The organism is Streptomyces sp. YIM 121038, assembly GCF_006088715.1.
In the GTDB taxonomy this organism is placed as follows: domain Bacteria; phylum Actinomycetota; class Actinomycetes; order Streptomycetales; family Streptomycetaceae; genus Streptomyces.
Map to the genome: position 1 here is coordinate 7,392,276 of NZ_CP030771.1, position 24,298 is coordinate 7,416,573.

A 24,298-nucleotide genomic window follows, 5' to 3' on the forward strand; every position below is an offset into this window, starting at 1 on the left:
GATCGTCGGCTATGTTCCGGCGGCTTGTGTGGTCATCGCCGACGAGCGGAGGCGTTCGTCGGAGGGGCCACCGGCTGTGTGGCAGGCGTGGGGGAGGGGGTGCGTCGGCCCGCTTGCTGGGGGCTGTGCGGGGCGTATCCGGGCAGGCCCGCGGTACGGCGCAGGCGCCAGACGAGGACGTCGCTGATGGATTCGGCGGTGTCCAGTTCCCGGTGGGCGGCGGCCTCGACGAGCAGGGCCCGGGGATCGTGACCAGCCTGTTCGGCGTCGGTGAGGGTGGCGGCCAGGGCGATCCAGCCGGGCTCGGCCAGGATGGCCTCGGCGAGCTCGGGCAGGGCGGCGCGCACGGTGGCGGTGTGGTGGTGGCGTAGGGATGGGGCGATACGGCGACCCCGCTCCCGCAGCACGCTGAGAGATTCGGCGGCCGCTTGCTGGTAGGCGGCGAGCAGGTGCTCGGCGGCTTGGCGGGCGGCCTCGGCCTGCTGGGCGTGCTGTCGCCGGGCATGCCAGTGCACGGCAGCGATGACGAGGAAGAACAGCATGTCGATGGCCATGGCAGTGCTGGCCCCTTCCTCGCCCCGGCCCAGTGCCGGCCCGCCTCGGATCAGGTCGCGTGCGGCACGGCGCAGGTCCTGTGCGTGACGGAACTCGGCTCGGGTGTGGGAACGGGAGGCCCGCTCGAACTCCCAGGCTGCTTTGCGCAGTTCACCTCGGGTGTGAAGAGCTGAGGTCTTGGCGAGGGCGTCAAGGACCTCGCCGGTCACGGCGATCTGCGCGGCCGCCGCACCGTCATCGCCGCTGTGGTCGAGGACGAGCAGTGCCTGCCAGGCGGCCTGGGCGGTGGTGCGCCGTGCCGCGGCGGGTGCTGACGGGGAGGCGGCTGGGCTCCCCGGCCGTTCGCTGTCGGCGGTCTGCGCTGGGGTGGGGTTGGTGGTGAAGCGTTCCTGGATGCGGGGCAGGGAGAGGTCCGGGGCGAGGGTGGACCCGGCGTAGAAGATCGGCTCTTTGCTCTCGTTGCGGTCGTCGGGCAGAGCGACTTTGTAACCCCGCAGGTCACCGGAGGACAGCACCTTAGTGCGGACGAGGAGCCCGGCGTCCTTCAGACGGCCGAGGAACTCCTCGGTGGAGGCGGCACCGGCGACTGCCCGACGGACGGTCTCACGCAGTTCCTCGCGCGCGGGTCTGTCGTGGCCGTGGCGCTCGGCCTTGTGGCGCTCGGCCCTGGTGGGTTGCTTGGCGGCGGTGCCGTCGCCGGGGGTGACGCGACGGAGACCCAAGTCGGCTTCGATGAGGCGGGCTTCAGCCTGGGCGCGCTTGCCGGAACGGTGGTGGTCGGGGCGGCGGCTGTCCTCGCGTACGAGGGTGGCGATGATGTGGATGTGGTCGTCGGCGTGGCGTACGGCCGCCCAGCGGCAGCCCGCGCCGTCGCCTGGGTCGATGCCGGTGGCCGCGACGATGCGTCGGGCGATGTCGGCCCACTGCTCGTCGGTCATGATCGGGTCGTCGGGCGCGGCGCGCACAGAGCAGTGCCACACGTGCTGGGCGGGTCGCTGGTCGGTGTCGAGTAGGTGGAGGGGCTGGTCGAGGAGGCGCGCCAGGTCCTTCCTCGTGGCCTTCCGGTCGCGGCCGGGGTCGGGGGCCATGTGGTCGAAGGAGGCGACCAGGTGCGGATCGACGTGCTCCTCGCGTGTGCCCTTGCCGTAGAGGTAGCGGAGCAGGCATAGGGTGCTGCTGCCCTGGCGGTGAATGCTGGGGATCAAGCAGCCTCACCTTCCTGCTCCTGCTCCTGCTGGTGGGTGACGCGGTCTGCGGCCTTGCCTACGGCGTTGGCCGCGCGCCGGATGTCGGCGAGCACCTCTTTGAGGTGCGGTGCGTCACCGCCGGAGTTGAGGGCTCTGGCGACCTGGTTGAGGTTGCTGCCGGCCCAGCCGAGCTGGCGGCGCATGGCGAACAGCTCGGTGAGCACATCGCGTTCGGTGGCGATGGCGGCGGCGGTGCGGGACTGGTCGCGGGCGGCGGCCAGCGCGGAGTGGGCGAGGAAGCCCGCCATGCTCATGCCGACGGCGTCGGCGCCGACCTGGATGAGGGCGTGTTCTTGATCGCTGAGGCGGACGCTCTGGGCGGGACGCTGCTTCTTGTCGCGCGGACGGGCCTTCCCCTTGATCTTCGTCCGGCGCTTGCGGCCGGTCTTTCCTGGCTGCGATCCGCCCTCGGTCGCAGCCTCTCCGTTCGGCGCCCCTTGGCGTCGGGCGGGCCCCGCCACCCCCGGGGCGGGGCCAGGTTCGGACGCTCCCCCTGTGGGGGAGTGTCCGAACCTCCAACTTGCTGCGCCTGAGTCTGGTGGGACCAGTGGTGCGGCTTTGGGACGGTCAGAGGGAGAGTCGGTCATGCGAAGCGGCTCCGTTTCAGGGTGTGTCATGGGCGAGGGATGGGCCGGTTGGCCTGTGGGGCGGCTGTCGGCGTGAGGGGTGCACCGTGTGCGGACCGGGTGTGGTGGATGGTCCGTACGCGGTCCGCGCCGGATTGCGTGGGGTGACCGGATATCCGGTCACCCCACGGAGAAGCCCGTCAGGGAGCCTTGGTCCGCGCGCAGGCGCTGCATGAGCTCGGTGAGACGGTCCTCGGAGATGGGCAGCCCGGCTTCGCGGATCGCGTCGCGTGCGACGGCTCGGCTGACCCTTCCGTGAGCCTCGACGGCTGCGCGGGCGATGGCGAGCAGCTCGTCCATCTCGGCGCCCGGCGGACGGCCGGAGCGATGCGCTTGAGTAGCGTCCGTGGCCGAGGGTGGTCCGGGCTGGTCCTGGACCAGGTCAGTTCCGGGCGAGCCGGGGGTGGGGTGCACGGATGTGGCTGTGGTGGGGGTGGTCCGTGCGGTCTGGCGGGCGATGAGGATGTACAGGTGGACTGCGCCTGCGAGGGCGAGTGGCGCGAGGGTGGACAGGATGCCGACCGTCGTGTCGCCGAGCCTCAAGTCACCTGTCCGGGCCTGCTGGTTGAGGCGTACGGCGTGCAGGGCGTTGGCCCAGATGCTGGCCGCGGTGGCGGTGCCGAAGAGCGTCCAGACGTAGGCGCGGGCGCGGAAGGGGGCGCCGCGCAGGATGATCAGAGCTCGGACGCCGTAGGCGATGAAGCCGTCGATGACGAGCGGGAAGAGGTACGTCAGCAGTCCGCGCACGTGGATGGCGGTGGCCATCTGTTGCAGGGCATCGTACGAGAGTGCGCAGCCTGCACTGCCAAGGGCGACGATTGCGGCGCGGTCCCACCCGGTGACGGAGTGGGAGGGAGCGTCGGTGTGGGCGGGCAGGTCGGGTTGGGGCATGCAGGCGGCTCCGTGGGTCCCTTGTGGCAGGGGTAGAGGGATAGTTGGTGGGCCCGCGGGTCAGGCCGTGGTGGCAGGCTGTCGCCGCCGGTCGGGACCGGTGAGGACGACGCGGAGTGTCATCTCCGCCAGGCGCGAGGCCACACGGTCGCCTATGGCGTCGCGCAGGGCGCCGATGGGCAGGTTGGTGGTGATGAGGGTGGGGAGCATCTCGGTGTAGCGGCGGTCGATGAGCCGGTACGTCAGCTCCTCCGTCCACTCCGACTGCTTGGCCGCGCCGAGGTCGTCCACGATCAGCAGCGGGCTGCGGCTGAGGACGTGGAGTTCGCGCTCGGGGTCGTGGCCGGAGCGCGGGCGCAGGCGGGCATGCAGGTCAGGGGTGTTCGCCGCCTCCCAGCGCAGTCGTACCCCGGCCCTGAGCAGCGAGCGGACGGCTCCGTACGCCTGATGGGTCTTGCCGGTGCCGGTGGTGCCGACGATCAGCAGCGACGGACCGCAGGCGATGCCGCGCGAGCCGCCCGGACCCGGTCGCCCGGCCCGGACGATCTCGTCCACCCAGGCGGTGACCTGGGGGTGGGTGGCGAGGGCGTCGCGGTAGCGGGGCGGGATGCGGGCGTCGGCCAGTTGCAGTGTGGTCACGGGCTGCGCGGGCGGCTCGGCGGGCAGGGACGCGCGGTCGATGCCCCGGTCGGCGAGGATGCCGTCGAGGCGGGCCATCACCGTGCTGACACGGCGGGGTTGGCGGGCGGTGGCCGTGGTCACAGCTGGCCTCCGTAGGCCGCTTCGGCGTCGGCGGGCGCGGGGTTGGTCCAGGCCCGGTGCGGGCCTGCGGCAGCCTGTGGTGCGGCGTTCATGGCCTCGTGCACGAGGCTGGGCAGGGTGCTGGGGTGCAGACCCTTGGCACGGTGCCGCTCCAGTCCGGCGCGTATGTGAGCGGCCGCGATGCCTTCGTCGAGCAGCTTGCGCACCTCCCTGCCGAGGTGCCCCAGGACGTCCTGGGGCGGGCGGTGAGCGCAGGCGACGGCGTAGTCGCCGATGAGCTGATGGGCCGAGACGGTCTCGGGCGCGGCGGCGCTCGCGCCCCCCAACGGAGTAGATCCTAGATCCCTGTTCCTAGGTCCTAGATCCGGACCGTGAGGGCTCACTGCATGCTCACGTCCTTGTGGCGAAGGCTCACTAAAATCGCTCTGACCTGGGGCTTTGTGGCTCAGTGAGTCCTTCGTGTCCACGTCGTGAGCCTGTGCGGAGGGCTCCGTGAGCGTTCCGTGCGAGCGCGGTGAGCGCTCAGGTGCCAGGCCGAGGTCGTGGTGCGGGCAGTCGGGATGCCGGACCCCGCTGGGCCGGTTGACCTTCTGGTGCCGCGCGAAGGTGACGATGTGCAAGTACCGCTTCCCATCTGCGCCCTCGTAGCGGCAGATCAGACCGGCGGTGTGGAGCTGGTTGAGGTCGTCCTCGACACCCATCGGCCCGTGCTCGGGGCGCAGCGACCACAGCAGGCCGGCGATGACGGCTGCCTGGTCGCGGTACCGGCCGTGGTCGTCGGCCTGGGTGAGCAGGCCGAAGAAGGTCCGCTCGGCGGAGAGGGAGACGGCCGCCAGGGATTCGGACGCGAACGCCTCAGGCTTGATGGTGCGGATACGGGCGATGTAGATCGACCACCTTTTGCGAATCGGGGGCGGGGGATTCGGGCAGGGGATGGTGCGCTGGTGCTTGGACAACACAGCCACACCTACAGCCCAAAAGTCCAGAGTTAACTCTAGAGCGCAGTACAACTTCCAGGCGGGCCACGAATACAGTAGGCCCAGATCCCCGGTTGTCGAAATCAGTGTCGGCCAGCGCATCGCTCACAGCAGACGAATAGCGCTTCCCTGAGGCGGCGTGCGGAAGCTACAACACGACCATGCCTCCACGTCCTCTCCAAATCGGTCCCGCAGGACGGGCCGTCGCCCGTGCCATCGAGTCCACTCGCACCGCCCGCGGCTATTCCCAGCGCAAGCTCGCCAACCGCGTCACCGCGCTCGGGCGCCCCATGACCTTCACCGCTGTCTCCCGCATCGAACGCAGGGTCCGGCGCTGTGACATCGACGATCTCGTCGCCATCGCCGTGGCCCTTGATGTCGCCCCGCACGCCTTGCTCGGCTGGCACGCCTAGCCGCTCGACCCGTTCGGCGAGGGCGCAACATAGCCGACGATCCCCGGTTAGCGAAACCGGGGATCCTCCGGACCATTGAGTCTCCCGAGGCGGTCCCGTCTCCATCCGTCGGCGAAGCCTTGCGCAGTAGTGCCTACGGTCAGTGGAAAGGGCTCTCGCCGAGGAATTGCCGCCACGGCATGGAGTAAATCGTCGTGACGGGCTGTTCGTGAATCCAAACCTCAGTCGAAGGACCCCTTCTTGTCTGAAGTCGCCCCGTTTTCCCAGCGCCGTCCCTCCGCACTTCCGAATGCCTCCGCCGTAGGACGGGCATTCCTTGGCGTGCAGGAAGCGGCGGCCTATCTCGGTCTCTCGCCGCGCACGCTCTACGTCTGGCGGCACCGGCGGCAGGGGCCGCCGAGCTTCCGGTTGGGGGCCCGTGGGCGGGTGACGTACCGGCTCGACGCGCTCGACGCCTGGATACGCGAGCAGGAGCTGGCCGACTCGCGCTCCAACCCAGCCCTCGACCCCGTGAGCGCTGCCCCGCAGCGTCGGGTCGACCACTCGGCTACGGCCTGACGCACCAGCGGTAGCGCCACCCTCACCCCCAACCCCGAGGACGTACTTGGCTGGCTACATAGAAGACCGCTGGATCAACAAGAAGAAGGACCCCACCAGCGGCAAGCGGGAGCGCACCGCCCGCTACGGGAAGGGCACCCGGTACCGCGTCGCTGGGATCCCCGGCGTACGGAACATGTCGTTCGACACGCTGGAGGACGCCAAGGCGTGGCTGCGCAGAGCCGGAACCGACAGCGAGCGCGGCGAGTTCGTCGACCCGCGCGATGGCTCCATCACGCTGGCCGACTACGTCACCCGCTTCTGGAAGGAGGGTGTGCGCGGCGCCCCGGGCACGATCAAACGCGTCGACGAGCGCGTCCGCCTCCACATCCTTCCGCACCTCGGCACGGTGGGCCTGAGGGACATCTCTGCGACCGTCCTGCGCGGCTACATCGCCACGCTCGAAGCCGAATGCGCGCCGCGCTACGCCCGCCAGATCCTGACCACCCTCTCGAACATCTTCGAGGCGGCCATCGACGACAAGCGCCTCGTACGCAACCCGATGCGCGCCAAGTCGGTGCGCTGGCCCAAGGTGCCGGAGGACCAGCGGGAGGCATGGCCGCTGGAGACCGCGCAGCGCATGCGGGACGCGATCAAAGCGCGTTACCGCATCGCGGTCGTAGTTGCCCTCGGGTGCGGGCTGCGGCAGGGAGAGGTCTTCGGCCTCTCGCCTGAGGACGTCGACTTCCAGCGAGGCGTTATCCGCGTGCGCAGGCAGGTCCAACTACTCAACGGCCGCTTGTACTTCGCCCTGCCCAAGGGTGGGAAGACGCGCATCGTCGACATGCCTGGGTCGGTCGCGGCCGAGTTGGCAGCGCACTTCCTGCAGTACCCGGCCGTCGAGGTCGAACTGCCGTGGGGCGGGCCGGAGCCGGAGCGGGAGAAGCGGACGTTCCCGCTCGCCCTGACGACGACGTACGGCAACGCGCTGCGGGCCAACATCTTCAACGACGAGGTCTGGAAGCCCGCCCTCGCCGCGGCCGGGGTCATCCCGATGCGGGAGAAGGGGCAGCGCTGGAAGGCATCCCGCAAGGACGGCTTCCACGTGCTCCGGCACACCTTCGCCTCGGTCATCCTCGAAGCGGGCGAATCCGTCGTCACCTTGGCCCGCTGGCTCGGACACTCCAGCCCGACGATCACGCTCGACCACTACGCGCACTTCATGCCGGAGGCGGGCGGCAAGGGGCGTGCGGCCGTCGACGCTCTGCTCGGTGTGGTTCCCGAGTACGTCCCGGACAACCTCGCCAGCGCCTGAGGAAACAGAAGACGGGTGGTACAGCACATGCTGTGCCACCCGTTTCGCTGTGTGGACTCCGTGACGAGCCGCCAGAGTCAGCTCGTGAGGCTCTTGCGGCGAACACGCAGGGTGTACGTCTTCCTTCCCCCAGGTGCGCCGCTGCTGCCCCAGCCGCCGCTCGTGGCCACGTCCCACCCCTGCTGTTGCTTCATCTGAGCGGCGAAGGTGTGCCGGTCGTGAATCTCGCAGCCGCAGTCCAGCATGACGTCGACGCTGATGTAGGGGCTTCGAGGGCTGTCGTTCGCGTGGGATGCTGGCTCCCATCGCACGTCGTGGACGTGCTCCTTGAGGCCGGTTCGCTCCTCGTCGTGTTTGATGCCGTGCGCCTTCGCGTACTCGTCCAGGTCGTCGATCACGAACAAGTGGCTCGACCACTCGCCGGGCCAGACCGCGAACAGGCGGGACTTGCCGGCCACGGTCCGCTCGTACGCGGCGTGGCCGCCCCCGTGCGTCACGGTGCCGTCTTCGTGGATCTCGATGTAGCACGTCGTACGTGCGGTGTAAGGGAAGTCCTTCCCTGCCGCCGCGGCACTCCTCGGTTCCAACCGGTCCTCCCTGTGTACGCGGTCCTGCGGACCGTTCAGTCAACACTCACCGTGACGGCGTACGCGGGGATGTCGGCGGAAGTTGGCTGGCCGAGGCTTGTGGAATGGCTGGTGATGCGGACGGTGCCCCGCTCCCCGGCGCCGCTCATTCTCCCCAGATTCTCCCCAGAGGGGTCGGCAGCGCCCTTCGATTCCTTCGCACACGCGAAGTTGATCAAGGGTCGTCGGCTCCCCGCTACAGCCAGTCCCGGCGCTTGAACACGAAGTACAGACTCACGCACACGACACCCATCAGCAGAATCGCGAACGGATACCCCGCCGCCCACTTCAGCTCCGGCATCGTCTCGAAGTTCATGCCGTAGATCGTTCCCACCAACGTGGGAGCAAACAGAATCGCCGCCCACGACGAGATCTTCTTGATCTCCTCGTTCTGTTCGAAGCCCGCTTCGGCCAGGGCTCGCATTTCTGCGTTCTGTTGTTGGGTGACCAGGGTGGCGTTCACCGTGAGGATGTCTGCCAGGGCCTGGCGGAAGCCGTCCACCCGTTCGCTGGTGTGGGTGACGTGGTCGGCGACGTCGCGGAGGTAGCGCTGGAGTTCCTCGTCGGTGCCGTACTTGGCGAAGCCTGCCATGAGGGCGTGGAGCATGCCGACCAGGGGGCGGGTGGCGCGCTGGAACTCGACCATTTCCCGGGCGAGTTCGTAGATGCGCCGGGAGACCTCCGGGGCGCCGCTGAAGACCTCGGTCTCGATCTCGTCGATGTCGTTCTGGACGCCCGCGACGACCGGCGCGTAGCCGTCGACCACCGCGTCCAGGATGGCGTACAGGACGGCCTCGGGGCCCAGGCGCAGGAGTTCGGGGTCGTCCTCCATGCGGTGGCGCACCGCGGACAGGTCGGGGGCGGCGCCGTGCCGGACGGTGATGAGGAAGTCGGGGCCGACGAAGACGTGCAGCTCGCCGAAGTCGACCTCCTCGGGGGCGTCGAGGTAGCGGGCGGCCCGCAGGACCACGAAGAGGGTGTCGCCGTACCGCTCCAGCTTCGGGCGCTGGTGGGCCTCCATCGCGTCTTCCACGGCCAGCTCGTGCAGGTCGAACTCGGCCGCCAGGGAGAGCAGTTCGGCCTCCGTGGGGCGGGCGAGGCCGATCCACGCCATGCCGTCGGGGCGGGCGCGCAGTTCGCGGTAGGTCTCGGCGAGCGTGGTGGGCGAGGACACGCGGACGCCGTCGCGGTAGAGGGCGGCCTCCACCACGCTCGGTGCCTGGGGCGCGGTGTGCTCGGGTCGGCGGCGGGGCGGGTCGGCGGCCGGTGGTGTCGCGGGCCGCTCGGGCGTGCGGCGTTCCGCCGCGCGCCGCCAGGAGTGCTTGCGGGTCGACTGTGGGCGGTGTGCTCGTCGCTCCGGGGTCACCGGTAGCCCTTCCTGTCGCCGTACGGTCCTCACGCCTGCGGCCGCGAGGACCCTGAGCAGGATATATGCGGCAGATGACGCGAGTGTGACGCTGGTGTGCGGCCGCCCCGGGCCCCGGTGCGTCGCTGTCCTGGGCTGTGGCGCGTCGCCGTTCCGGGTCGGGGTACGTCGCCGTCCTGGGCGGTGGTGCGCCGCCGCTCCGGGCTCGGGCGTGCGGGCGGCCCGGCTGTGGTGCGCCGCCGCCCCGGCCCCGCCCCTTGGCGCGCTACCGCCCCCGCCCCCGCCCCAGGCCCTGGCCCGCCACCCCTCCCCGGCCCTGGAGCCCCCCGCCCCAACCCCCGGCACACCCCCCCTCGCGGACCAAACCTGTCCGCAACGCGCGTTAGCGTGCGGGCATGACGAAGACCCCGTCGGCCCCGGTGCTGAGTCGCCGCGCGCTGAACCGTGCCACCCTCGGGCGGCAGCTACTGCTGTGCCGGGTGCGGATGTCCGCCGCGGACGCCCTCGCGCACCTCGTGGGCCTCCAGGCGCAGAACGTGCAGCCGCCGTACGCCGCGCTCGCCGCCCGCCTCGACGGGTTCGCGCCCGAGGAGCTCTCGGGCCTGATGAGCGATCGCGCGGCCGTGCGGGCGGTCACCATGCGCTCCACCGTGCACACCCTCACCGCCGACGACCTGCTGCTGCTGCGCCCGCTGACGCAGGCCGCGCTGGACCGTGAGCTGCGGACGTTCCGCGAGGGGCTCGGCGGCGTCGGCCTGGACCGGCTCGCCACGCTCGCCCGCGCGTACGTCGAGGACGAGCCGCGCACCCCGGCCCAGCTCCGCGCCGAGCTGGCCCGCCACTGGCCGGGGGCCGACCCGCGGTCGCTCGGCATCGCCGCCCGCGCCCTCCTGCCGCTGGTCCAGGTCACCCCGCGCGGCCTGTGGCGGCGCAGCGGCCGGGTCGCGCTGACCACGGCCGAGCACTGGCTGGGCCGCCCGCTCGTGGTGGGGGCGGCGCCCGACGCCGTCGTGCCGCGCTACCTCGCCGCCTTCGGGCCCGCCTCCGTACGGGACATGCAGGCCTGGATGGGGCTGACGCGGCTGCGGGACGCCTTCGAGCGGCTGCGGCCCGGACTGCGTACGTTCCGCGACGAGAACGGCGTCGAGCTCTTCGACCTGCCGGACGCGCCCCGGCCGGACCCGGACACCCCGGCGCCGCCGCGCTTCCTGCCCGAGTACGACAACGTCCTGCTGTCCCACGCCGACCGCTCCCGCGTCGACCCCGCCGGGTACAAGGCCCGCACCTGGAAGGTCAACCAGCCCTTCCGCACCTTCCTGGTGGACGGGTCGCTCGCGGGGGTGTGGCGTCTCGACGAGGCCGCGGGCGGGGCGGTCACCGTCGTCGTCGAGCCGTTCGGGGCGCTGACGAAGGCGCAGCGCGCGGACGTCGAGGACGAGGCGGTCCGGACTGCGCGGGTGCTCGCCGAGGGGGCGCCCTCGTACGACGTGCGGTGCGGGGCCGTGGTCGACGGCTGAGCCCGCGGTCCGGGCGGGCGGCGCGGCTGCGTAGGGTCTCCGGCATGGAACTGCGGCAGCTGGGCTACTTCGTGACGGTCGCCGAGGAACTGCACTTCGGGCGGGCCGCGGAGCGGCTGCACATCGTGCAGTCGGCGGTGAGCCAGCAAGTGCGGCGCCTGGAGCGGGAGCTGGGGGCAGAGCTGTTCGACCGCGCGCCGCGCCAGGTGCGGCTCACCGCCGCGGGGGAGCGGCTGCTGCCCGAGGCGCGGGCCGTGCTCGCCGCCGCCGAGCGGGCCCGGGCCGCGGTCGGCGCGCGCCCGCCCGGCCTGCGGCTCGGCACCTGCACGGGGCTCGGCGAACACCTGGAGCGCGTGCTCGCCCACTTCGCCGAGCGGGCGCCCGGGGTGCCGGTCGAGCTCGTGGCCACCGGCGCGGGGGAGCGGCTCGCCAGGGTCGCGGACGGGCGGCTCGACGCGGCCTTCGTCCGGGCCGCCGAACCCGTGCCCGGGGTGCGGGTCGTACCGCTGTGGCGCGACCCCCTGGTGGCGGTCGTACCGGCCGGGCACCCGGTGGCCGCGCGCGCCGAGGCCGCCCTGGCCGACCTGGCGGAGGTGCCCCTCGCGCTCACCGCGCGCCGGGCCAACCCGGCCCTGGTCGACCTCGTCGTCGGCGCCTGTCACACGGCCGGTTTCACCCCGGTGCGCGGGCCGGTGGGCGGCTCGCTCCAGGACAACCTCGCGATGATCGGCGCGGGGACCGCGCCGCTGTGGACCGTCGTGTACGCGTCGCACGCGCGGCTGCTGCGCGGTCCTCGGGTGGCCTTCGTGCCGTTCGCGGCGGAGCTCGCCCTGGAGACGGGGCTCGCGGTACCGGAGGGGGCGCGGCGCGGCGCGGGCCCGCTGGACGGGTTCCTCGGGGCGTGCGCGGCCGCGGCCCAGGATCTCGGCGGGGCCTGACGATCCCGGGGAGGGCTGACGACCCCGGCCAGGGCTGACGGTCCCGGCCGGTGGTCCCGGGGTGCGCTGACTGGTCCCGGTCGCGGCCGGTGGTCCCGGCGGGGGCCGGTGGTCCCGCCCGCCGCTGACGATCTCGGTTCGTGATCGCCGCGATCGCGGGCTGCTCCTTGGTCGCGGCGCGCGGGTGGGCTGAACTGGTGTCGTCCCGCAGGGGGCACCGAGAGATCGCCTCACCTGGCCGGTGACTCCGGCCGTACACAAGGGAGTTCAGCATGCCTACCGTCACCGTTCAGCAGGGTCCCCGGGACGTCGTGCTCAAGCGGGAGCTGGTGCGGCGGATCACGGACGCGTTCGTGGACGCGTACGCGATTCCGGCGGAGACCGTCACGGTGTGGATCGAGGAGTACGGGGCGGAGAGCTGGGGGGCGGCGGGCACGCTCACCGCCGACAAGTAGGCCCGGGGCCGCGCCCCTCGCGGTCCGGCGGGGCGGCGGCGCGGTGGCCCGCTACGGCAGCAGCCCCGCCCGCCGTGCCGCCACCACCGCCTCCCACCGCGTGTGGACGCCCAGCTTGCGCATGGCCGAGCGCAGATAGGCCTTCACCGTCTCGGGGCGAAGGCCCAGGCGCTCCGCGGCCGTGGCATTGGTGGTGCCGAGGGCCACGCAGGTCAGGACGTCGAGTTCGCGCGGGGTCAGGGCGACGACGGGGGAGTCGCCCGCGGAGGTCAGCGTGGCGCAGACCGCGAGCAGCTCGTGGCGCAGGGCGGGGTCGCAGGTGCGCGCGGCCAGCGCCCGCAGGGCGCCGTGCGCCTCCCGTACCCGCTCCCAGGCGGCCGGGCCGGGCCCGGCCGCCGTGTCCCGCGCCGCCGCCACCAGGGCGCGGGCCTCGTCGCGCACCACGAGGGCCTGTTCGACGTCGCGCGCGGCGGCCACGGCCGCGGCCAGCGCGCGGTCCCCCAGCGGCTGCGCCGTGCGCAGGGCGCCGTACAGCAGGCCGCGCACCCGGCGGCGCACCACGAGCGGCACCGCGAGCACCGAGCGCAGGCCCTCGGCCTCGACGGCGGCGTCGTACTCGTGGCTGATGTGCCGCGAGGAGCTGTAGTCGGTGACGGCGCACGGCCGGGCCAGGGCGAGGGCCTTGCCGCCGAGGCCGTTGCCCAGGCGGATGCCGAGGCCCCGCAGGACGTGCGTGCCGGTGCCGCTGAGCTCCGCGATCCGCAGGTGCGGGGTGGCGGCGGGGGGCGTGTCCGTGAGCCCGCCGAACGCCACCGGAAGCCCGGTGGTACGCCGCAGCCGCACCAGCGCGGCCCGTACGTCCCCCGCCTCACCCGCGCCCGCAGCCGTCACGCGCCCGCCCTTTCACCGCACCGCACCCCCGTCCGGGGGTAGTGAGACCCACATCACGAACTCCACGATGGTACGGATGCGGAGTCGGCCGGGGAACGGCCGCGCGCCGGCCGTGTGGACGGCGGGGACCTAGGGAGAGCGGGGCATGCCGATGACGGTGACGGAGACGGGGGGCGCCACGGAGACGTTCCGGGCGGCCCGGGACTTTCTGCTGCGCCACCGCGAGGACTACGCGGCCGCGTACGAGGGCTTCGCCTGGCCGCGGCCGGAGCGGTTCAACTGGGCGCTCGACTGGTTCGACGTCATCGCCGACGGCAACGACCGCACGGCGCTGCACATCGTCGAGGAGGACGGCTCCGAGGTCCGGCTGACCTTCGCCGAGCTGGCGCGGCGCTCCGCGCGGGCCGCCAACTGGCTGCGCGGGCTCGGCGTCACCGCCGGGGACCGCCTCGTCGTCATGCTCGGCAACCAGGTCGAGCTGTGGGAGGTCGCGCTCGCCGCGATGAAGCTGCGCGCCGTGGTCATCCCGGCGACGCCGCTGCTCGGCGCGGCGGACCTGCGCGACCGGATCGAGCGCGGCCGGGCCCGGCACGTGGTGGTGCGGGCCGAGGACACCGCCAAGTTCGCGGACGTGCCGGGGGACTACACCCGGATCGTGGTCGGCCCCGGGGCGGCCACGCCCACCGGGGCAGCCACGTCGGCTGGGGCGGCCACACCCGCTGGGGCGGCTGCGTCAGCCGGGGCGGCCACACCCGCTGGGGTGGCCACGCCCGCCGGGGCAGCCACGCCCACCGGGGCGGCCACACCCGCCGGGGCGCCCGCGCCCGCCACGGCCACCGAGCCCGAGGGGCCCGCCGAGCCCGTCACGGCCACCACGGCCACCACGGACACCGCGCCCGCAGGGCCCGCAGGGCCCCTCTGGATCTCGTACGACGGCGTCGACACCGCCCCCGACGCCTTCACCCCCGACGGCGTCACCCTCGCCACCGCCCCGCTCATGCTCTACTTCACCTCCGGCACCACCGCCCGTCCCAAGCTGGTCGAGCACACCCATGTGTCCTACCCGGTCGGGCACTTGGCGACGATGTACTGGATCGGGCTCAAGCCCGGCGACGTGCATCTGAACATCTCCTCGCCCGGCTGGGCCAAGCACGCCTGGTCGAACCTGTTCGCGCCGTGGAACGCCGAGGCGACCGTCTTCATCCACAACTACACGCGCTTCGACGCGGGCCGGCTGATGCGCGAGATGGACCGCGCGGGCGTCACCAGCTTCTGCGCCCCGCCCACCGTGTGGCGGATGCTCATCCAGGCCGACCTGACCCAGCTGAAGACCCCGCCGCGCGAGGTCGTGGCCGCGGGCGAACCGCTGAACCCCGAGGTCATCGAGCGGGTGCGGAGCGACTGGGGAGTGACCATCCGCGACGGCTTCGGCCAGACGGAGACGGCCGTACAGGTCGCCAACACGCCCGGCCAGCGCCTCAAGCCCGGCTCCATGGGGCGCCCCACACCAGGCTTCCGCGTCGTGCTGCTCGACCCGGTGACCGGTGAGCCGGGGGCGGCGGAGGGCGAGGTCGCGCTCGACCTGTCCGCCGCGCCGGTGGGCCTGATGACGGGCTACCACGGCGACCCGGAACGCACCGCCGAGGCCATGGCGGGCGGCTTCTACCGCACGGGTGACATCGGCGCGCGCGACGCCGACGGCCATCTGACGTACGTGGGCCGCTCCGACGACGTCTTCAAGGCCTCCGACTACAAGATCTCGCCCTTCGAGCTGGAGAGCGCGCTGCTCGAACACGAGGCGGTCGCGGAGGCCGCCGTCGTGCCCGCGCCCGACCCGGTGCGCCTCGCCGTGCCGAAGGCGTACGTGGTGCTCGCCGAGGGCTACGCGCCGGGGCCCGACACCGCCAAGGCGCTCTTCGCGCACTCGCGCGCGGTCCTCGCGCCCTACAAGCGCCTGCGCCGCCTGGAGTTCGGCGCCCTGCCCAAGACGGTGTCCGGCAAGATCCGCCGCATCGAGCTGCGCGAGGCCACGGCCCAGGGGTCCGACGCCGAGTACCGCGAGGAGGACTTCCGGTGAGCGCCCCCGCTCCGGGCGGCGCCGCGGAAGCCGTCGAGGCCTCGTACGCGCACGAGCTGTCGTACGCGCACGGCACCAGCTCCGTCCCGCTGCTCGGCGACACCATCGGGCAGAACCTCGACCGGGCCGTCGCCGCCTGGCCCGACCGGGAGGCGCTCGTCGACGTGCCGTCCGGGGCGCGCTGGACGTACGCCGAGTTCGGCGCGGCCGTCGAGCGGCTCGCGCGGGCCCTGATGGGGGCCGGGGTCGCGCGGGGCGACCGGGTCGGGATCTGGGCGGTGAACTGCGCCGAGTGGGTCCTCGTCCAGTACGCGAGCGCACGCGTGGGCGCCATCATGGTGAACATCAACCCGGCCTACCGCTCCCACGAGTTGGCGTACGTCCTGAAGCAGGCGGGCATCGGTCTGCTCGTCGCCTCGCAGACGCACAAGAGCAGCGACTACCGCGCGATGGTCGAGCAGGTCCGCCAGGAGTGTCCGGAGCTGCGCCGGGTCGTCTATGTCGCGGACGGCTCGTGGGAGGAGCTGCTCGCCGCCGCGGACGCGGTCACGCCCGCGGAACTCGCCGCCCGCGAGGCCGGGTTGACCTGTGACGACCCGGTGAACATCCAGTACACGTCGGGCACCACGGGCTTCCCCAAGGGGGCCACCCTCTCCCACCACAACATCCTCAACAACGGCTACTGGGTGGGCCGCACCCTCGGCTACAGCGAGCAGGACCGCATCTGCGTGCCGGTGCCCTTCTACCACTGCTTCGGCATGGTCATGGGCAATCTCGCGGCCACCTCGCACGGGGCGTGCGTGGTCATCCCCGCGCCGTCCTTCGACCCGGTCTCCACGCTGCACGCCGTCGAGCGCGAGCGGTGCACGTCCCTGTACGGCGTGCCGACGATGTTCATCGCGGAGCTGAACCTCGCCGACTTCGCCACGTACGACCTGTCGTCGCTCCGGACCGGGATCATGGCCGGGTCGCCGTGCCCCGTCGAGGTCATGAAGCGGGTCGTCGCCGAGATGCACATGGAGCGGGTCTCCATCTGCTACGGCATGACCGAGACCTCGCCCGTGTCCACGCAGACCCGCGGGGACGACGACCTGGAGCGGCGCACCGCCACCGTCGGCCGCGTCCTGCCGCACATCGAGGTCAAGGTCGTCGACCCGGTCACCGGTGTCACCCTGCCGCGCGGCAGCTCGGGCGAGCTGTGCACCCGCGGCTACAGCGTGATGCTCGGCTACTGGCGCGAGCCCGAGCGCACCGCCGACGTCATCGACTCCGGGCGCTGGATGCACACGGGCGACCTCGCGGTCATGCGGGACGACGGGTACGTCCGGATCGTGGGCCGCATCAAGGACATGATCATCCGCGGTGGCGAGAACGTCTACCCGCGCGAGATCGAGGAGTTCCTCCACGCCCACCCGAAGATCGCGGACGTCCAGGTGGTCGGGGTGCCGGACGAGCGCTACGGAGAGGTGCCCCTGGCCTGCGTGATCCTCCACGAGGGCGTGGCGGAACTGACCCTCGACGAACTGCGCGGCTTCTGCGAGGGCCGCCTCGCGCACTACAAGGTCCCCGCGGCCCTCCGGATCCTGGACACGTTCCCGATGACGGTGTCGGGCAAGGTCCGGAAGGTGGAACTGCGCGAGCGGTTCGGCTGACGCACGCCTGACGGGCGGGGCCTAGGAACCGCGGGCGGCCAGCTCGTCCGCCGCCCCGTTCAGCGCCACGGGCACCCCGTCCAGCTCGATGCGGAACAGCGGTACGCCGAGCTCCGCGGCGCGCTCGCAGGCCTCGGGCGTGAAGTCGGACAGGGCGAAGCACACGCACGTGACCTCGTGGGTGAGCGCGGTGAGCCACGCGCACTCCAGGTCGCGCAGGCACGCGGGCCGCGCCGACGGCTCGACGTGCGCGAGGACGCCCCGCGCGGTGAGCCGCGCCCCGGACGGGGCGCGGCCGCCGGAGCCGGGCTCGGCGTCCCGCACGTCCGCGTAGCCGAGCCAGCGCAGATACAGCGCGGCCGTGGTCACGGCGTCGCGCGCGCTGCGCACCGGGACGGGCCGGAACGCGGGCCGGGGCGCGGGCGCCACCGCGGAGAGCGGCGGCCGGGGCGGAGCGGGGTCGGGCCCCGCCGGTGAGACGGCCTCCGTGAGGACCGGGATCCGCAGCACCGCCCCGCACGCGCAGCCGACTTCGGGCTGGGGCCAGTCCGCCGCGCGCCCGCAGGCCCGGCAGCGCACGGTCACCCAGTCGTCCGCCCAGCTCCGCTCGGTGACGGGGGTGGCGGCGGCGCCGTACGCGACCGGCGGGACGACGGGCGCGCCGCAGGAACAGGGGAACGCGGGGGGAGCGTAGGCCTGCTCGTGACGGCACACCGGGCAGTGCACCGGGACCCCGTCCGTCGTCATCTCCCTCACCGCCTCCCTCTCGTCACCCGTCACCCGTGGCCGCATCAGCCTGGGCCCATGGTCTTACGGAACGCAACTACCCCGATACGCGATTTTGAGCTTCGGGCCGCTCCGGGACCGGCACTCCCTTGACGGTCGGGCCGCCCCGTCCTACATTGCTTCCACATAACAGAATCTAAATTCCGCAATGTGAAAGATTAGCCCACGGCCGCGAGGCCGGCCCACCGCAGGACCGGAATTCACAGCTCACCGCGGGGCGCGACGGGAGCCCGGATCCGCCAGCTGGAGCAGGAGAACCCCATGGCTCGTATGACCGCCGCCCGCGCGGCAGTGGAGATCCTCAAGCGCGAGGGCGTCACCGCCGCCTTCGGCGTGCCGGGTGCCGCGATCAACCCCTTCTACAAGGCGCTGAAGGAGGGCGGTGGCATCGACCACACGCTCGCCCGCCACGTGGAGGGCGCCTCGCACATGGCCGAGGGCTACACCCGGACGAAGCCCGGCAACATCGGCGTCTGCATCGGCACGTCGGGCCCGGCGGGCACCGACATGATCACCGGCCTGTACTCGGCCATCGGTGACTCGATCCCGATCCTGTGCATCACGGGCCAGGCGCCCACCAGCGTGATCCACAAAGAGGACTTCCAGGCCGTCGACATCGCCTCCATCGCGAAGCCGGTGACGAAGATGGCCGTGACGGTCCTGGAGGCCGCCCAGGTCCCCGGCGTCTTCCAGCAGGCGTTCCACCTGATGCGCTCGGGGCGGCCCGGGCCCGTCCTGATCGACCTGCCCATCGACGTCCAGCTCACCGAGATCGAGTTCGACCCGGAGACGTACGCGCCGCTGCCCGTCTACAAGCCCGCCGCGACCCGCGCCCAGATCGAGAAGGCCATCGGCTTCCTCCTGGAGTCGGAGCGGCCGCTGATCGTCGCGGGCGGCGGCATCATCAACGCCGACGCCTGCGACCTCCTGGTCGAGTTCGCCGAGCTGACGGGCACTCCGGTGATCCCCACCCTGATGGGCTGGGGCGCCATCCCGGACGACCACGAGCTCAACGCGGGCATGGTGGGCCTGCAGACCTCGCACCGCTACGGCAACGCCACCTTCCTGGAGTCGGACTTCGTCCTCGGCATCGGCAACCGCTGGGCCAACCGCCACACCGGCTACAAGCTCGACGTGTACCGCGAGGGCCGCACGTTCGTGCACGTCGACATCGAGCCCACCCAGATCGGCAAGATCTTCGCCCCCGACTACGGCATCGCCTCCGACGCCAGGGCCGCGCTCGCGCTCTTCGTCGAGGTCGCGCGCGAACGGAAGGCGGCGGGCAGGCTGCCCGACCGCACCGACTGGATCGCCGCCGGGCAGGAGCGCAAGGCCACGCTCCTGCGCCGCACCCACTTCGACGACGTGCCGATCAAGCCGCAGCGCGTGTACGAGGAGATGAACAAGGCCTTCGGCCCCGAGACGCGGTACGTCTCCACGATCGGCCTCTCCCAGATCGCGGGCGCGCAGATGCTGCACGTCTACAAGCCCCGGCACTGGATCAACTGCGGCCAGGCGGGCCCGCTCGGCTGGACCATCCCCGCCGCGCTCGGCGTCGCGAAGGCCGACCCGGAGGGCCAGGTCGTCGCGCTCTCCGGCGACTACGACTTCCAGTTCCTCATCGAGGAGCTGGCGGTCGGCGCCCAGCACCGCATCCCGTACGTCCACGTCCTGGTGAACAACTCCTATCTGGGGCTGATCCGTCAGGCCCAGCTGGGCCTCGACATCAACTTCCAGGTCAACCTGGAGTTCGAGAACGTCAACTCCCCGGAGCTCGGCGTCTACGGCGTCGACCACGTCAAGGTCGCCGAGGGCCTCGGCTGCAAGGCGATCCGCGTGACCGACCCCAGTGAGCTCGGGGCGGCGTTCGAGCAGGCCAAGAAGCTGGCTCAGGAGTTCCGGGTGCCGGTGGTCGTGGAGGCGATCCTGGAGCGGATCACGAACATCTCGATGAGCCGCACGGCCGACATCAGCGACGTGACCGAGTTCGAGGAGGTCGCCACCGAGGCCTGGCACGTCCCGAGCGCGATCAAGACCTTCAAGGCCTGACGCTCCCCGCCCTCACGGGGCGACGTCCGCGTCCCCCCGGGCGGAACGCGCGGCCGCCGCACCGGAGTTCGGCTCCGGCGCGGCGGCCGCGGCGGCCGCGGTCCCGAGCCGCGCGCCCCGCAGCGACGGGAACGCCGCCGCCACCGCGAGCGTGGCCGCCACACAGACCAGGCCGCCCACCGTCACCGCGGCGGCGGGCCCGGTGAGTTCCGCGAGGAGGCCGACCGCGGCGTTGCCGAGCGCGGGCGACACCGTGGCCTGGGCCATCCACAGGCTGCTGACGCGGCCCCGCAGCCCGTCCGGCGTGCCGTGCTGGAGCAGCGCCGAGCGCAGCGTCTCGGAGATCAGGTCGCCGAACCCGGCGAGCGCGAGCAGCACGAGCGCGAGCGGCAGCCACGCGCTGAGCCCCACCCCGGTCAGCGCGGCGCCCCACAGCAGGACGGCGCCGATCAGCGCGTGCCCGCCCGCGCGGGCCGTCCAGCCGCTGGTGGCCGCCCCGGCGAGCGCGCCGAACGCGGGCGCCGCGTACAGGAGTCCGACGGCCGCGGGCCCGCCGCCGAACCGCTCGTCGGCCAGGGCCGGGTACAGGGCCTGCGGCATCGTGAAGACCATCGCCGCGGCGTCGATGAGGAGCAGGCCGAGGATCGCGCGGTGGCCCCGCACGAAGCGCAGGCCCTCGGCGAGCGAGCCGAACGCCTGCCGCACGCCCTTGCCCCCGGCGGTGGGCGCCGACGGCACGGGCAGCGGCCCGACGAAGAACAGCGCCGCCGTGAACACCAGGAACCCGGCCGCGTCCACCGCGTAGCACGCGGCGAGTCCGGGCCCGGCGATGAGCGCGCCGCCGATGGCGGGTCCGCCGAGCGCGGCGAGCTGGGTGGAGCCGGAGAGCAGGGCGCCCGCCGCGGCGAGGCGCTCGGTGCCCGCGAGGGCCGGGACCGCGGCCAGCATCGCGGGTCCGCCGAGGCCCGCGAGGAGCCCGGTCGCGGCGGTGGCCGCGTAGATCACCCAGAGCCGGGGCTGCGGAGCGAGCGCGTTGGCCGCGAGCGCGGCGGCCACCAGGACCAGCGGCAGCCGCGTGGCGATCATCAGCGTCCGGCGGTCGAACCGGTCGGCCAGGACCCCGCCGACGAGGACGCCGACGACCACGGGAAGCGCCCGGGCCAGGCTCACCAGGCCGATGTGGAGGGACGAGCCGGTCAGGTCGTACACCTGCACCGCGACAGCCACCGAGGTCATCAGGGTACCGGTCATCGCCCCGAGGAAACCGGCGTAGAGCAGCCGGAAGTCGCGGCTTTCGCGCAGCGGTCCGAGGTCCATGGCGAGGCCGGAGAGACGGGGCATCGAGACTCCAAGCTAGGTGAGGCAACCCTTAGTCGCCCTCACCCTGGCGGGCGTGACGCTTAAAGTCAACAGGTGTGAAGTTCAGGGCGCGGGCCGTGTCACCGGCGGCCCGCGCACCTCCGTTAGCCTCGGGGGATGAGCGGAACGACGCGGCGCAGACCCACCCACCGCAAGGGCCGGGCCACCCTGACCCGGGAGTCGGTGGGGGAGGCCGCGCTCGCCTATCTGGGGGAGCACGGCGCCGCGGCGCTCACCATGCGCTCGCTGGCCGCCGAACTCGGGGTGTCCGCCCGCGCCCTGTACAACTACGTGGACGACCGGCGGGACCTGGTCGCCGTCGCCGCCGGGATCTTCCAGGCGGGCTGGCGGCCGCCCCGCCTGGACCCGGCCCCCGGCGCCTGGCGCGCCGGCCTGGCCGCCTTCTGCGCGGACCTGCGCGCCCACTACCGCCGCCACCCCGGCATGACCACGCTCGCCCTCAGCGAGAACGTGACGATGGCCGGCCATCCCGTGATGCTCCGCAACGTGGACGCGCTCATCGGCTTCTACGCGGCCGTCGGGCTCACCCCGGCGGACGCCTACCGCGCCTGCATGGAGACCGTGCGCCTGGTCGTCGGCTTCGTGGAGTTCGAGGACGCGCCGCGGGACCGTCCCCCGGCCCATCTGGACCCGGGGGACCTCGCGGCGCACCCGCCGCCGTGGCTCCGTACCGAGGAGGGGGACGCGCTGCCTCACCTGGCGGCGGTCGCGGAGCTCGCGCCCGACTCGGCGGACACGCGGTTCGCCTTCGCCGTGGAGGTGTTCACGGAAGGCCTCGCCGCCCGGCGGCGCCGCGCGTAGTGCGCGGTGAGCGCCAGGACCAGCGGCCCCCACAGGCCCACGGGCAGGACGCAGATCCTGAACAGCAGGTCCCAGGCCGCGTTGTCGCCGGGGTCGAAGCCGAAGCCGATGCCGAGGGCGCCGAGGGTGAACGGCCCGAACAGCAGGGTCGCGCCGATGCCGCCGAGCGTCGCCGGGACCAGGGCCACCGCCGGGTGCAGCCGCCGTCCGCCGACCAGCGGCACCCAGTCCGGCGCCACTTCGCCCCAGCCCCGGATCAGGCCGAAGGACAGCAGCGCGAGCGCCTCGGTGAGCAGGCTCAGGCCGAAGACGTACGGCACGGAGATCCACAGGCTGCCGATGGAGCCCGTGCCGGTGCCCATGTCGAAGCCGAAGGCGAAGGGGAGTCGCCACAGGCACTGGGGGAGCAGGACGAGCGGGATGAGGTGGGCCACGCGCTCGGCCCAGCGGGGTACGGGGACTGCGGTCGTCGTCATGCCCCTGAGCCTTCCGCGGGGGCTCGCGGAGATCGTCACCGCACAAACTGAACCGCCTCCGCCGTGCGGCGGAGGCGGTGGTCGTCCCTGGGGGAGGAGCGGACAGTGCGCAGAATCGAGCCCGTCCGGCGCTTGAGGACGAGGCCGAAGGCCGATCGGCCGGTTCTGGCACGCTTCGCGAGGCACCGCGGCGACCGGGCGATGGCCCTCGGCCACGCCTCCTCTGGTCGAAGGGGCGGCCGGGGCCTTCACCACCGCACTGGCTCGCCTCGAGCCGCCGCGGTCCTCGTCCCCCCGCGTGCCGTGTGCCACCCCTCATCCGGGCGCACGGCCTCGCGGGATCCGCGCTGGGGGACCGACCTCCCGTCAAGTCCCCGGCGCAGTACTGGAGGTGAGGGTGGGTCAGTCCTCGCGCAGGGCGCGGACGGCCTCCTCCACGCGCTTGCCGTAGTCGGCGTCGGCGGCGTGGAAGTGGGCGAGGTTCTTCTCGACGACGTCCTCGCGGGACACCTGGGACAGACCGCCCGCGATGTTCGCGACCAGGCGGGACTTCTCCTCGTCCGACATCAGCCGGTACAGCTCGCCGGCCTGGAAGAAGTCGTCGTCCTTGGTGTGGGCCGGCGCCTCGTGCGTGCCGGTGTGGCCGGTCACGGCCAGCGGTGCGGAGAGCGGCCTGCCGGTCTCGACGGGGCCGTCGTAGGAGTTGGGCTCGTAGTTCTTGCGCTCGCGGCCGTAGGCGTTGGTGGCCATGAGGCCGTCGCGGCCGTAGTTGTCCGCCGTGGTCGCCTTCGGCGCGTTCACCGCGAGCTGGGTGTGGTTCACGCCCAGGCGGTAGCGGTGCGCGTCGGCGTACGCGAAAAGACGGCCCTGGAGCATCTTGTCCGGCGAGGGGCCGATGCCCGGCACGAAGTTGTTCGGCGAGAAGGCGGCCTGCTCGACCTCGGCGAAGACGTTGTCGGGGTTGCGGTCCAGGACCAGGCGGCCGACGCGCTGGAGCGGGTAGTCGCCGTGCGGCCACACCTTCGTCAGGTCGAAGGGGTTGAAGCGGTAGTGCGCCGCGTCCGCCGCCGGCATGAGCTGCACGTGCAGGGTCCAGGACGGGTTCACACCGCGCTCGATGGCCTGGAGCAGGTCCGTCTGGTGGGAGTTGGGGTCCTTGCCCGCGATCTCGGCGGCCTGCTCGGAGGACAGGCTGCGGATGCCCTGGTTCGTCTTGAAGTGGTACTTGACGAAGAAGGCCTCGCCCTGGGCGTTGGTCCACTGGTAGGTGTGCGAGCCGTAGCCGTTCATGTGCCGGTACGAGGCCGGGATGCCGCGGTCGCCCATCAGCCAGGTCACCTGGTGCGTGGCCTCGGGGGCATGCGCCCAGAAGTCCCAGACGTTGTCCGGCTCCTGCTTGCCCGTGAACGGGTCGCGCTTCTGCGAGTGGATGAAGTCGGGGAACTTCAGCGGGTCCTTGATGAAGAAGACCGGCGTGTTGTTGCCGACGAGGTCGTAGTTGCCCTCCTCGGTGTAGAACTTCAGGGCGAAGCCGCGCGGGTCGCGGACGGCGTCGGCGCCGCCGAGGTTGTCGGCCACGGTCGAGAACCGCAGGAAGACCTCGGTGCGCTTGCCGACCTCGGCGAGGAAGTCGGCGTGGGTGAAGCCGGTGACGTCGTCGGTCACCTCGAAGTAGCCGTACGCGCCCGAGCCGCGGGCGTGCACCACGCGCTCCGGGATGCGCTCGCGGTTGAAGCGGGCGAGCTTCTCCAGGAGGTGCTGGTCCTGGAGGAGGAGCGGGCCGCCGACACCTGCGGTGGCGGAGTTCTGGTTGTCGGCGACAGGGGCGCCGGACTCGGTCGTGAGCACGCGCTTCGGCATGGTGGTAGGTCGGCCTTCCGTGCAGAAATGCTGGAGCTGCTTGAGGTGACGCGAGCGTAAGGACGCCGGATCCGTCACGTCAACAGTTTGTTGAAGTTGGA

Annotated in this window: 22 protein-coding genes; 10 read left to right on the forward strand and 12 right to left on the reverse strand. The window is 72.4% G+C overall.

Annotation, left to right across the window (positions count from 1 at the left end; all coding sequences use genetic code 11):
- Positions 1–32 precede the first annotated feature (32 nt).
- From C9F11_RS31665 to C9F11_RS31685, 5 genes are all read right to left on the reverse strand, one after another.
- Complete coding sequence (locus C9F11_RS31665) at positions 33–1,760, reverse strand: relaxase/mobilization nuclease domain-containing protein (protein ID WP_138962461.1); 1,728 nt, start codon at positions 1,758–1,760, stop codon at positions 33–35.
- Positions 1,757–2,263, reverse strand: coding sequence for a plasmid mobilization relaxosome protein MobC (gene mobC / locus C9F11_RS31670; protein WP_138962462.1), 507 nt, complete (start codon positions 2,261–2,263; stop codon positions 1,757–1,759). The genes C9F11_RS31665 and mobC overlap by 4 nt, the downstream gene beginning before the upstream one ends.
- Positions 2,264–2,548: 285 nt before the next feature.
- On the reverse strand, positions 2,549–3,319 hold the full coding sequence (locus C9F11_RS31675) for a DUF2637 domain-containing protein (protein ID WP_138962463.1): 771 nt from the start codon (positions 3,317–3,319) through the stop codon (positions 2,549–2,551).
- 60 nt (positions 3,320–3,379) lie between these two features.
- Positions 3,380–4,036: an ATP-binding protein gene (locus C9F11_RS31680; protein ID WP_138967230.1), complete on the reverse strand. Its 657-nt coding sequence runs from the start codon at positions 4,034–4,036 to the stop codon at positions 3,380–3,382.
- 41 nt (positions 4,037–4,077) lie between these two features.
- Positions 4,078–4,965 (reverse strand): hypothetical protein, encoded by an 888-nt coding sequence (locus C9F11_RS31685; RefSeq protein WP_138967233.1) that lies wholly within the window; start codon positions 4,963–4,965, stop codon positions 4,078–4,080.
- 254 nt (positions 4,966–5,219) lie between these two features.
- Between C9F11_RS31685 and C9F11_RS31690 the strand changes: the two genes are divergently transcribed.
- The 3 genes from C9F11_RS31690 to C9F11_RS31700 all read left to right on the forward strand — a co-directional run bounded on the left by C9F11_RS31690 (position 5,220) and on the right by C9F11_RS31700 (position 7,323).
- A complete protein-coding gene (locus C9F11_RS31690) occupies positions 5,220–5,471 on the forward strand; it encodes a helix-turn-helix transcriptional regulator (RefSeq protein ID WP_138962464.1) in 252 nt (83 codons plus the stop codon).
- A 321-nt stretch (positions 5,472–5,792) separates the two neighbouring features.
- A complete protein-coding gene (locus C9F11_RS31695; RefSeq protein WP_138962465.1) occupies positions 5,793–6,029 on the forward strand; it encodes a helix-turn-helix domain-containing protein in 237 nt (78 codons plus the stop codon).
- Between the two features lie 46 nt (positions 6,030–6,075).
- Complete coding sequence (locus C9F11_RS31700) at positions 6,076–7,323, forward strand: site-specific integrase (protein WP_138962466.1); 1,248 nt, start codon at positions 6,076–6,078, stop codon at positions 7,321–7,323.
- Between the two features lie 77 nt (positions 7,324–7,400).
- Here C9F11_RS31700 and C9F11_RS31705 read toward each other — a convergent pair whose 3' ends face one another.
- The gene (locus C9F11_RS31705; protein WP_138962467.1) at positions 7,401–7,910 is read right to left on the reverse strand and encodes a hypothetical protein; all 510 of its coding nucleotides are present in this window, start codon (positions 7,908–7,910) and stop codon (positions 7,401–7,403) included.
- A 235-nt stretch (positions 7,911–8,145) separates the two neighbouring features.
- Positions 8,146–9,315, reverse strand: a complete 1,170-nt coding sequence (locus tag C9F11_RS31710; protein ID WP_138962468.1) for a magnesium and cobalt transport protein CorA — start codon at positions 9,313–9,315, stop codon at positions 8,146–8,148.
- Positions 9,316–9,710: 395 nt separating this feature from the next.
- Between C9F11_RS31710 and C9F11_RS31715 the strand changes: the two genes are divergently transcribed.
- The 3 genes from C9F11_RS31715 to dmpI all read left to right on the forward strand — a co-directional run bounded on the left by C9F11_RS31715 (position 9,711) and on the right by dmpI (position 12,225).
- Positions 9,711–10,832 carry a winged helix DNA-binding domain-containing protein gene (locus C9F11_RS31715; protein ID WP_138962469.1) on the forward strand — a complete coding sequence of 374 codons (1,122 nt, stop codon included), beginning with the start codon at positions 9,711–9,713 and terminating at the stop codon, positions 10,830–10,832.
- A 44-nt stretch (positions 10,833–10,876) separates the two neighbouring features.
- A complete protein-coding gene (locus C9F11_RS31720; RefSeq protein ID WP_138962470.1) occupies positions 10,877–11,770 on the forward strand; it encodes a LysR family transcriptional regulator in 894 nt (297 codons plus the stop codon).
- 272 nt (positions 11,771–12,042) lie between these two features.
- Complete coding sequence (gene dmpI / locus C9F11_RS31725) at positions 12,043–12,225, forward strand: 4-oxalocrotonate tautomerase DmpI (RefSeq protein WP_138962471.1); 183 nt, start codon at positions 12,043–12,045, stop codon at positions 12,223–12,225.
- A 51-nt stretch (positions 12,226–12,276) separates the two neighbouring features.
- Here the strand turns inward: dmpI and C9F11_RS31730 are convergent, their stop codons facing one another.
- Positions 12,277–13,116 carry a LuxR C-terminal-related transcriptional regulator gene (locus C9F11_RS31730; RefSeq protein WP_138962472.1) on the reverse strand — a complete coding sequence of 280 codons (840 nt, stop codon included), beginning with the start codon at positions 13,114–13,116 and terminating at the stop codon, positions 12,277–12,279.
- A 151-nt stretch (positions 13,117–13,267) separates the two neighbouring features.
- Between C9F11_RS31730 and C9F11_RS31735 the strand changes: the two genes are divergently transcribed.
- Together C9F11_RS31735 and C9F11_RS31740 are read left to right on the forward strand one after the other, a co-directional pair.
- On the forward strand, positions 13,268–15,193 hold the full coding sequence (locus C9F11_RS31735; RefSeq protein WP_138967235.1) for an AMP-binding protein: 1,926 nt from the start codon (positions 13,268–13,270) through the stop codon (positions 15,191–15,193).
- The gene (locus C9F11_RS31740; protein WP_275940276.1) at positions 15,190–16,845 is read left to right on the forward strand and encodes an AMP-binding protein; all 1,656 of its coding nucleotides are present in this window, start codon (positions 15,190–15,192) and stop codon (positions 16,843–16,845) included. The genes C9F11_RS31735 and C9F11_RS31740 overlap by 4 nt, the downstream gene beginning before the upstream one ends.
- A gap of 21 nt (positions 16,846–16,866) precedes the next feature.
- On the opposite strand, the gene C9F11_RS31745 is transcribed toward C9F11_RS31740, so the two are convergent.
- Positions 16,867–17,592 carry a hypothetical protein gene (locus tag C9F11_RS31745; RefSeq protein ID WP_138962473.1) on the reverse strand — a complete coding sequence of 242 codons (726 nt, stop codon included), beginning with the start codon at positions 17,590–17,592 and terminating at the stop codon, positions 16,867–16,869.
- A gap of 309 nt (positions 17,593–17,901) precedes the next feature.
- On the opposite strand from C9F11_RS31745, the gene gcl reads away from it, so the two are divergent.
- Complete coding sequence (gene gcl / locus C9F11_RS31750; RefSeq protein WP_171076140.1) at positions 17,902–19,680, forward strand: glyoxylate carboligase; 1,779 nt, start codon at positions 17,902–17,904, stop codon at positions 19,678–19,680.
- 12 nt (positions 19,681–19,692) lie between these two features.
- On the opposite strand, the gene C9F11_RS31755 is transcribed toward gcl, so the two are convergent.
- Entirely contained in the window at positions 19,693–21,021 is a 1,329-nt protein-coding gene (locus C9F11_RS31755; RefSeq protein WP_171075890.1) for an MFS transporter, read from the reverse strand.
- Positions 21,022–21,156: 135 nt separating this feature from the next.
- Between C9F11_RS31755 and C9F11_RS31760 the strand changes: the two genes are divergently transcribed.
- Entirely contained in the window at positions 21,157–21,861 is a 705-nt protein-coding gene (locus C9F11_RS31760) for a TetR/AcrR family transcriptional regulator (RefSeq protein ID WP_138962475.1), read from the forward strand.
- On the opposite strand, the gene C9F11_RS31765 is transcribed toward C9F11_RS31760, so the two are convergent.
- Positions 21,753–22,337, reverse strand: a complete 585-nt coding sequence (locus tag C9F11_RS31765; RefSeq protein ID WP_249401953.1) for a hypothetical protein — start codon at positions 22,335–22,337, stop codon at positions 21,753–21,755. The two genes, C9F11_RS31760 and C9F11_RS31765, sit on opposite strands and share 109 nt — an antisense overlap.
- 402 nt (positions 22,338–22,739) lie before the next feature.
- Complete coding sequence (locus C9F11_RS31770) at positions 22,740–24,197, reverse strand: catalase (protein WP_138962476.1); 1,458 nt, start codon at positions 24,195–24,197, stop codon at positions 22,740–22,742.
- Between the last annotated feature and the right edge of the window lie 101 nt (positions 24,198–24,298).

What these genes read in the sequence shown, in the direction of transcription:
- C9F11_RS31675 (WP_138962463.1), bottom strand. Translation starts at nt 3,319, where the DNA reads ATGCCCCAACCCGACCTGCCCGCCCACACCGACGCTCCCTCCCACTCC.
- C9F11_RS31680 (WP_138967230.1), bottom strand. Translation starts at nt 4,036, where the DNA reads ATGGCCCGCCTCGACGGCATCCTCGCCGACCGGGGCATCGACCGCGCG.
- C9F11_RS31690 (WP_138962464.1), top strand. Translation starts at nt 5,220, where the DNA reads ATGCCTCCACGTCCTCTCCAAATCGGTCCCGCAGGACGGGCCGTCGCC.
- C9F11_RS31715 (WP_138962469.1), top strand. Translation starts at nt 9,711, where the DNA reads ATGACGAAGACCCCGTCGGCCCCGGTGCTGAGTCGCCGCGCGCTGAAC.
- C9F11_RS31720 (WP_138962470.1), top strand. Translation starts at nt 10,877, where the DNA reads ATGGAACTGCGGCAGCTGGGCTACTTCGTGACGGTCGCCGAGGAACTG.
- dmpI (WP_138962471.1), top strand. Translation starts at nt 12,043, where the DNA reads ATGCCTACCGTCACCGTTCAGCAGGGTCCCCGGGACGTCGTGCTCAAG.
- C9F11_RS31735 (WP_138967235.1), top strand. Translation starts at nt 13,268, where the DNA reads ATGACGGTGACGGAGACGGGGGGCGCCACGGAGACGTTCCGGGCGGCC.
- C9F11_RS31745 (WP_138962473.1), bottom strand. Translation starts at nt 17,592, where the DNA reads ATGACGACGGACGGGGTCCCGGTGCACTGCCCGGTGTGCCGTCACGAG.
- gcl (WP_171076140.1), top strand. Translation starts at nt 17,902, where the DNA reads ATGACCGCCGCCCGCGCGGCAGTGGAGATCCTCAAGCGCGAGGGCGTC.
- C9F11_RS31755 (WP_171075890.1), bottom strand. Translation starts at nt 21,021, where the DNA reads ATGCCCCGTCTCTCCGGCCTCGCCATGGACCTCGGACCGCTGCGCGAA.
- C9F11_RS31760 (WP_138962475.1), top strand. Translation starts at nt 21,157, where the DNA reads ATGAGCGGAACGACGCGGCGCAGACCCACCCACCGCAAGGGCCGGGCC.
- C9F11_RS31765 (WP_249401953.1), bottom strand. Translation starts at nt 22,337, where the DNA reads ATGACGACGACCGCAGTCCCCGTACCCCGCTGGGCCGAGCGCGTGGCC.
- C9F11_RS31770 (WP_138962476.1), bottom strand. Translation starts at nt 24,197, where the DNA reads ATGCCGAAGCGCGTGCTCACGACCGAGTCCGGCGCCCCTGTCGCCGAC.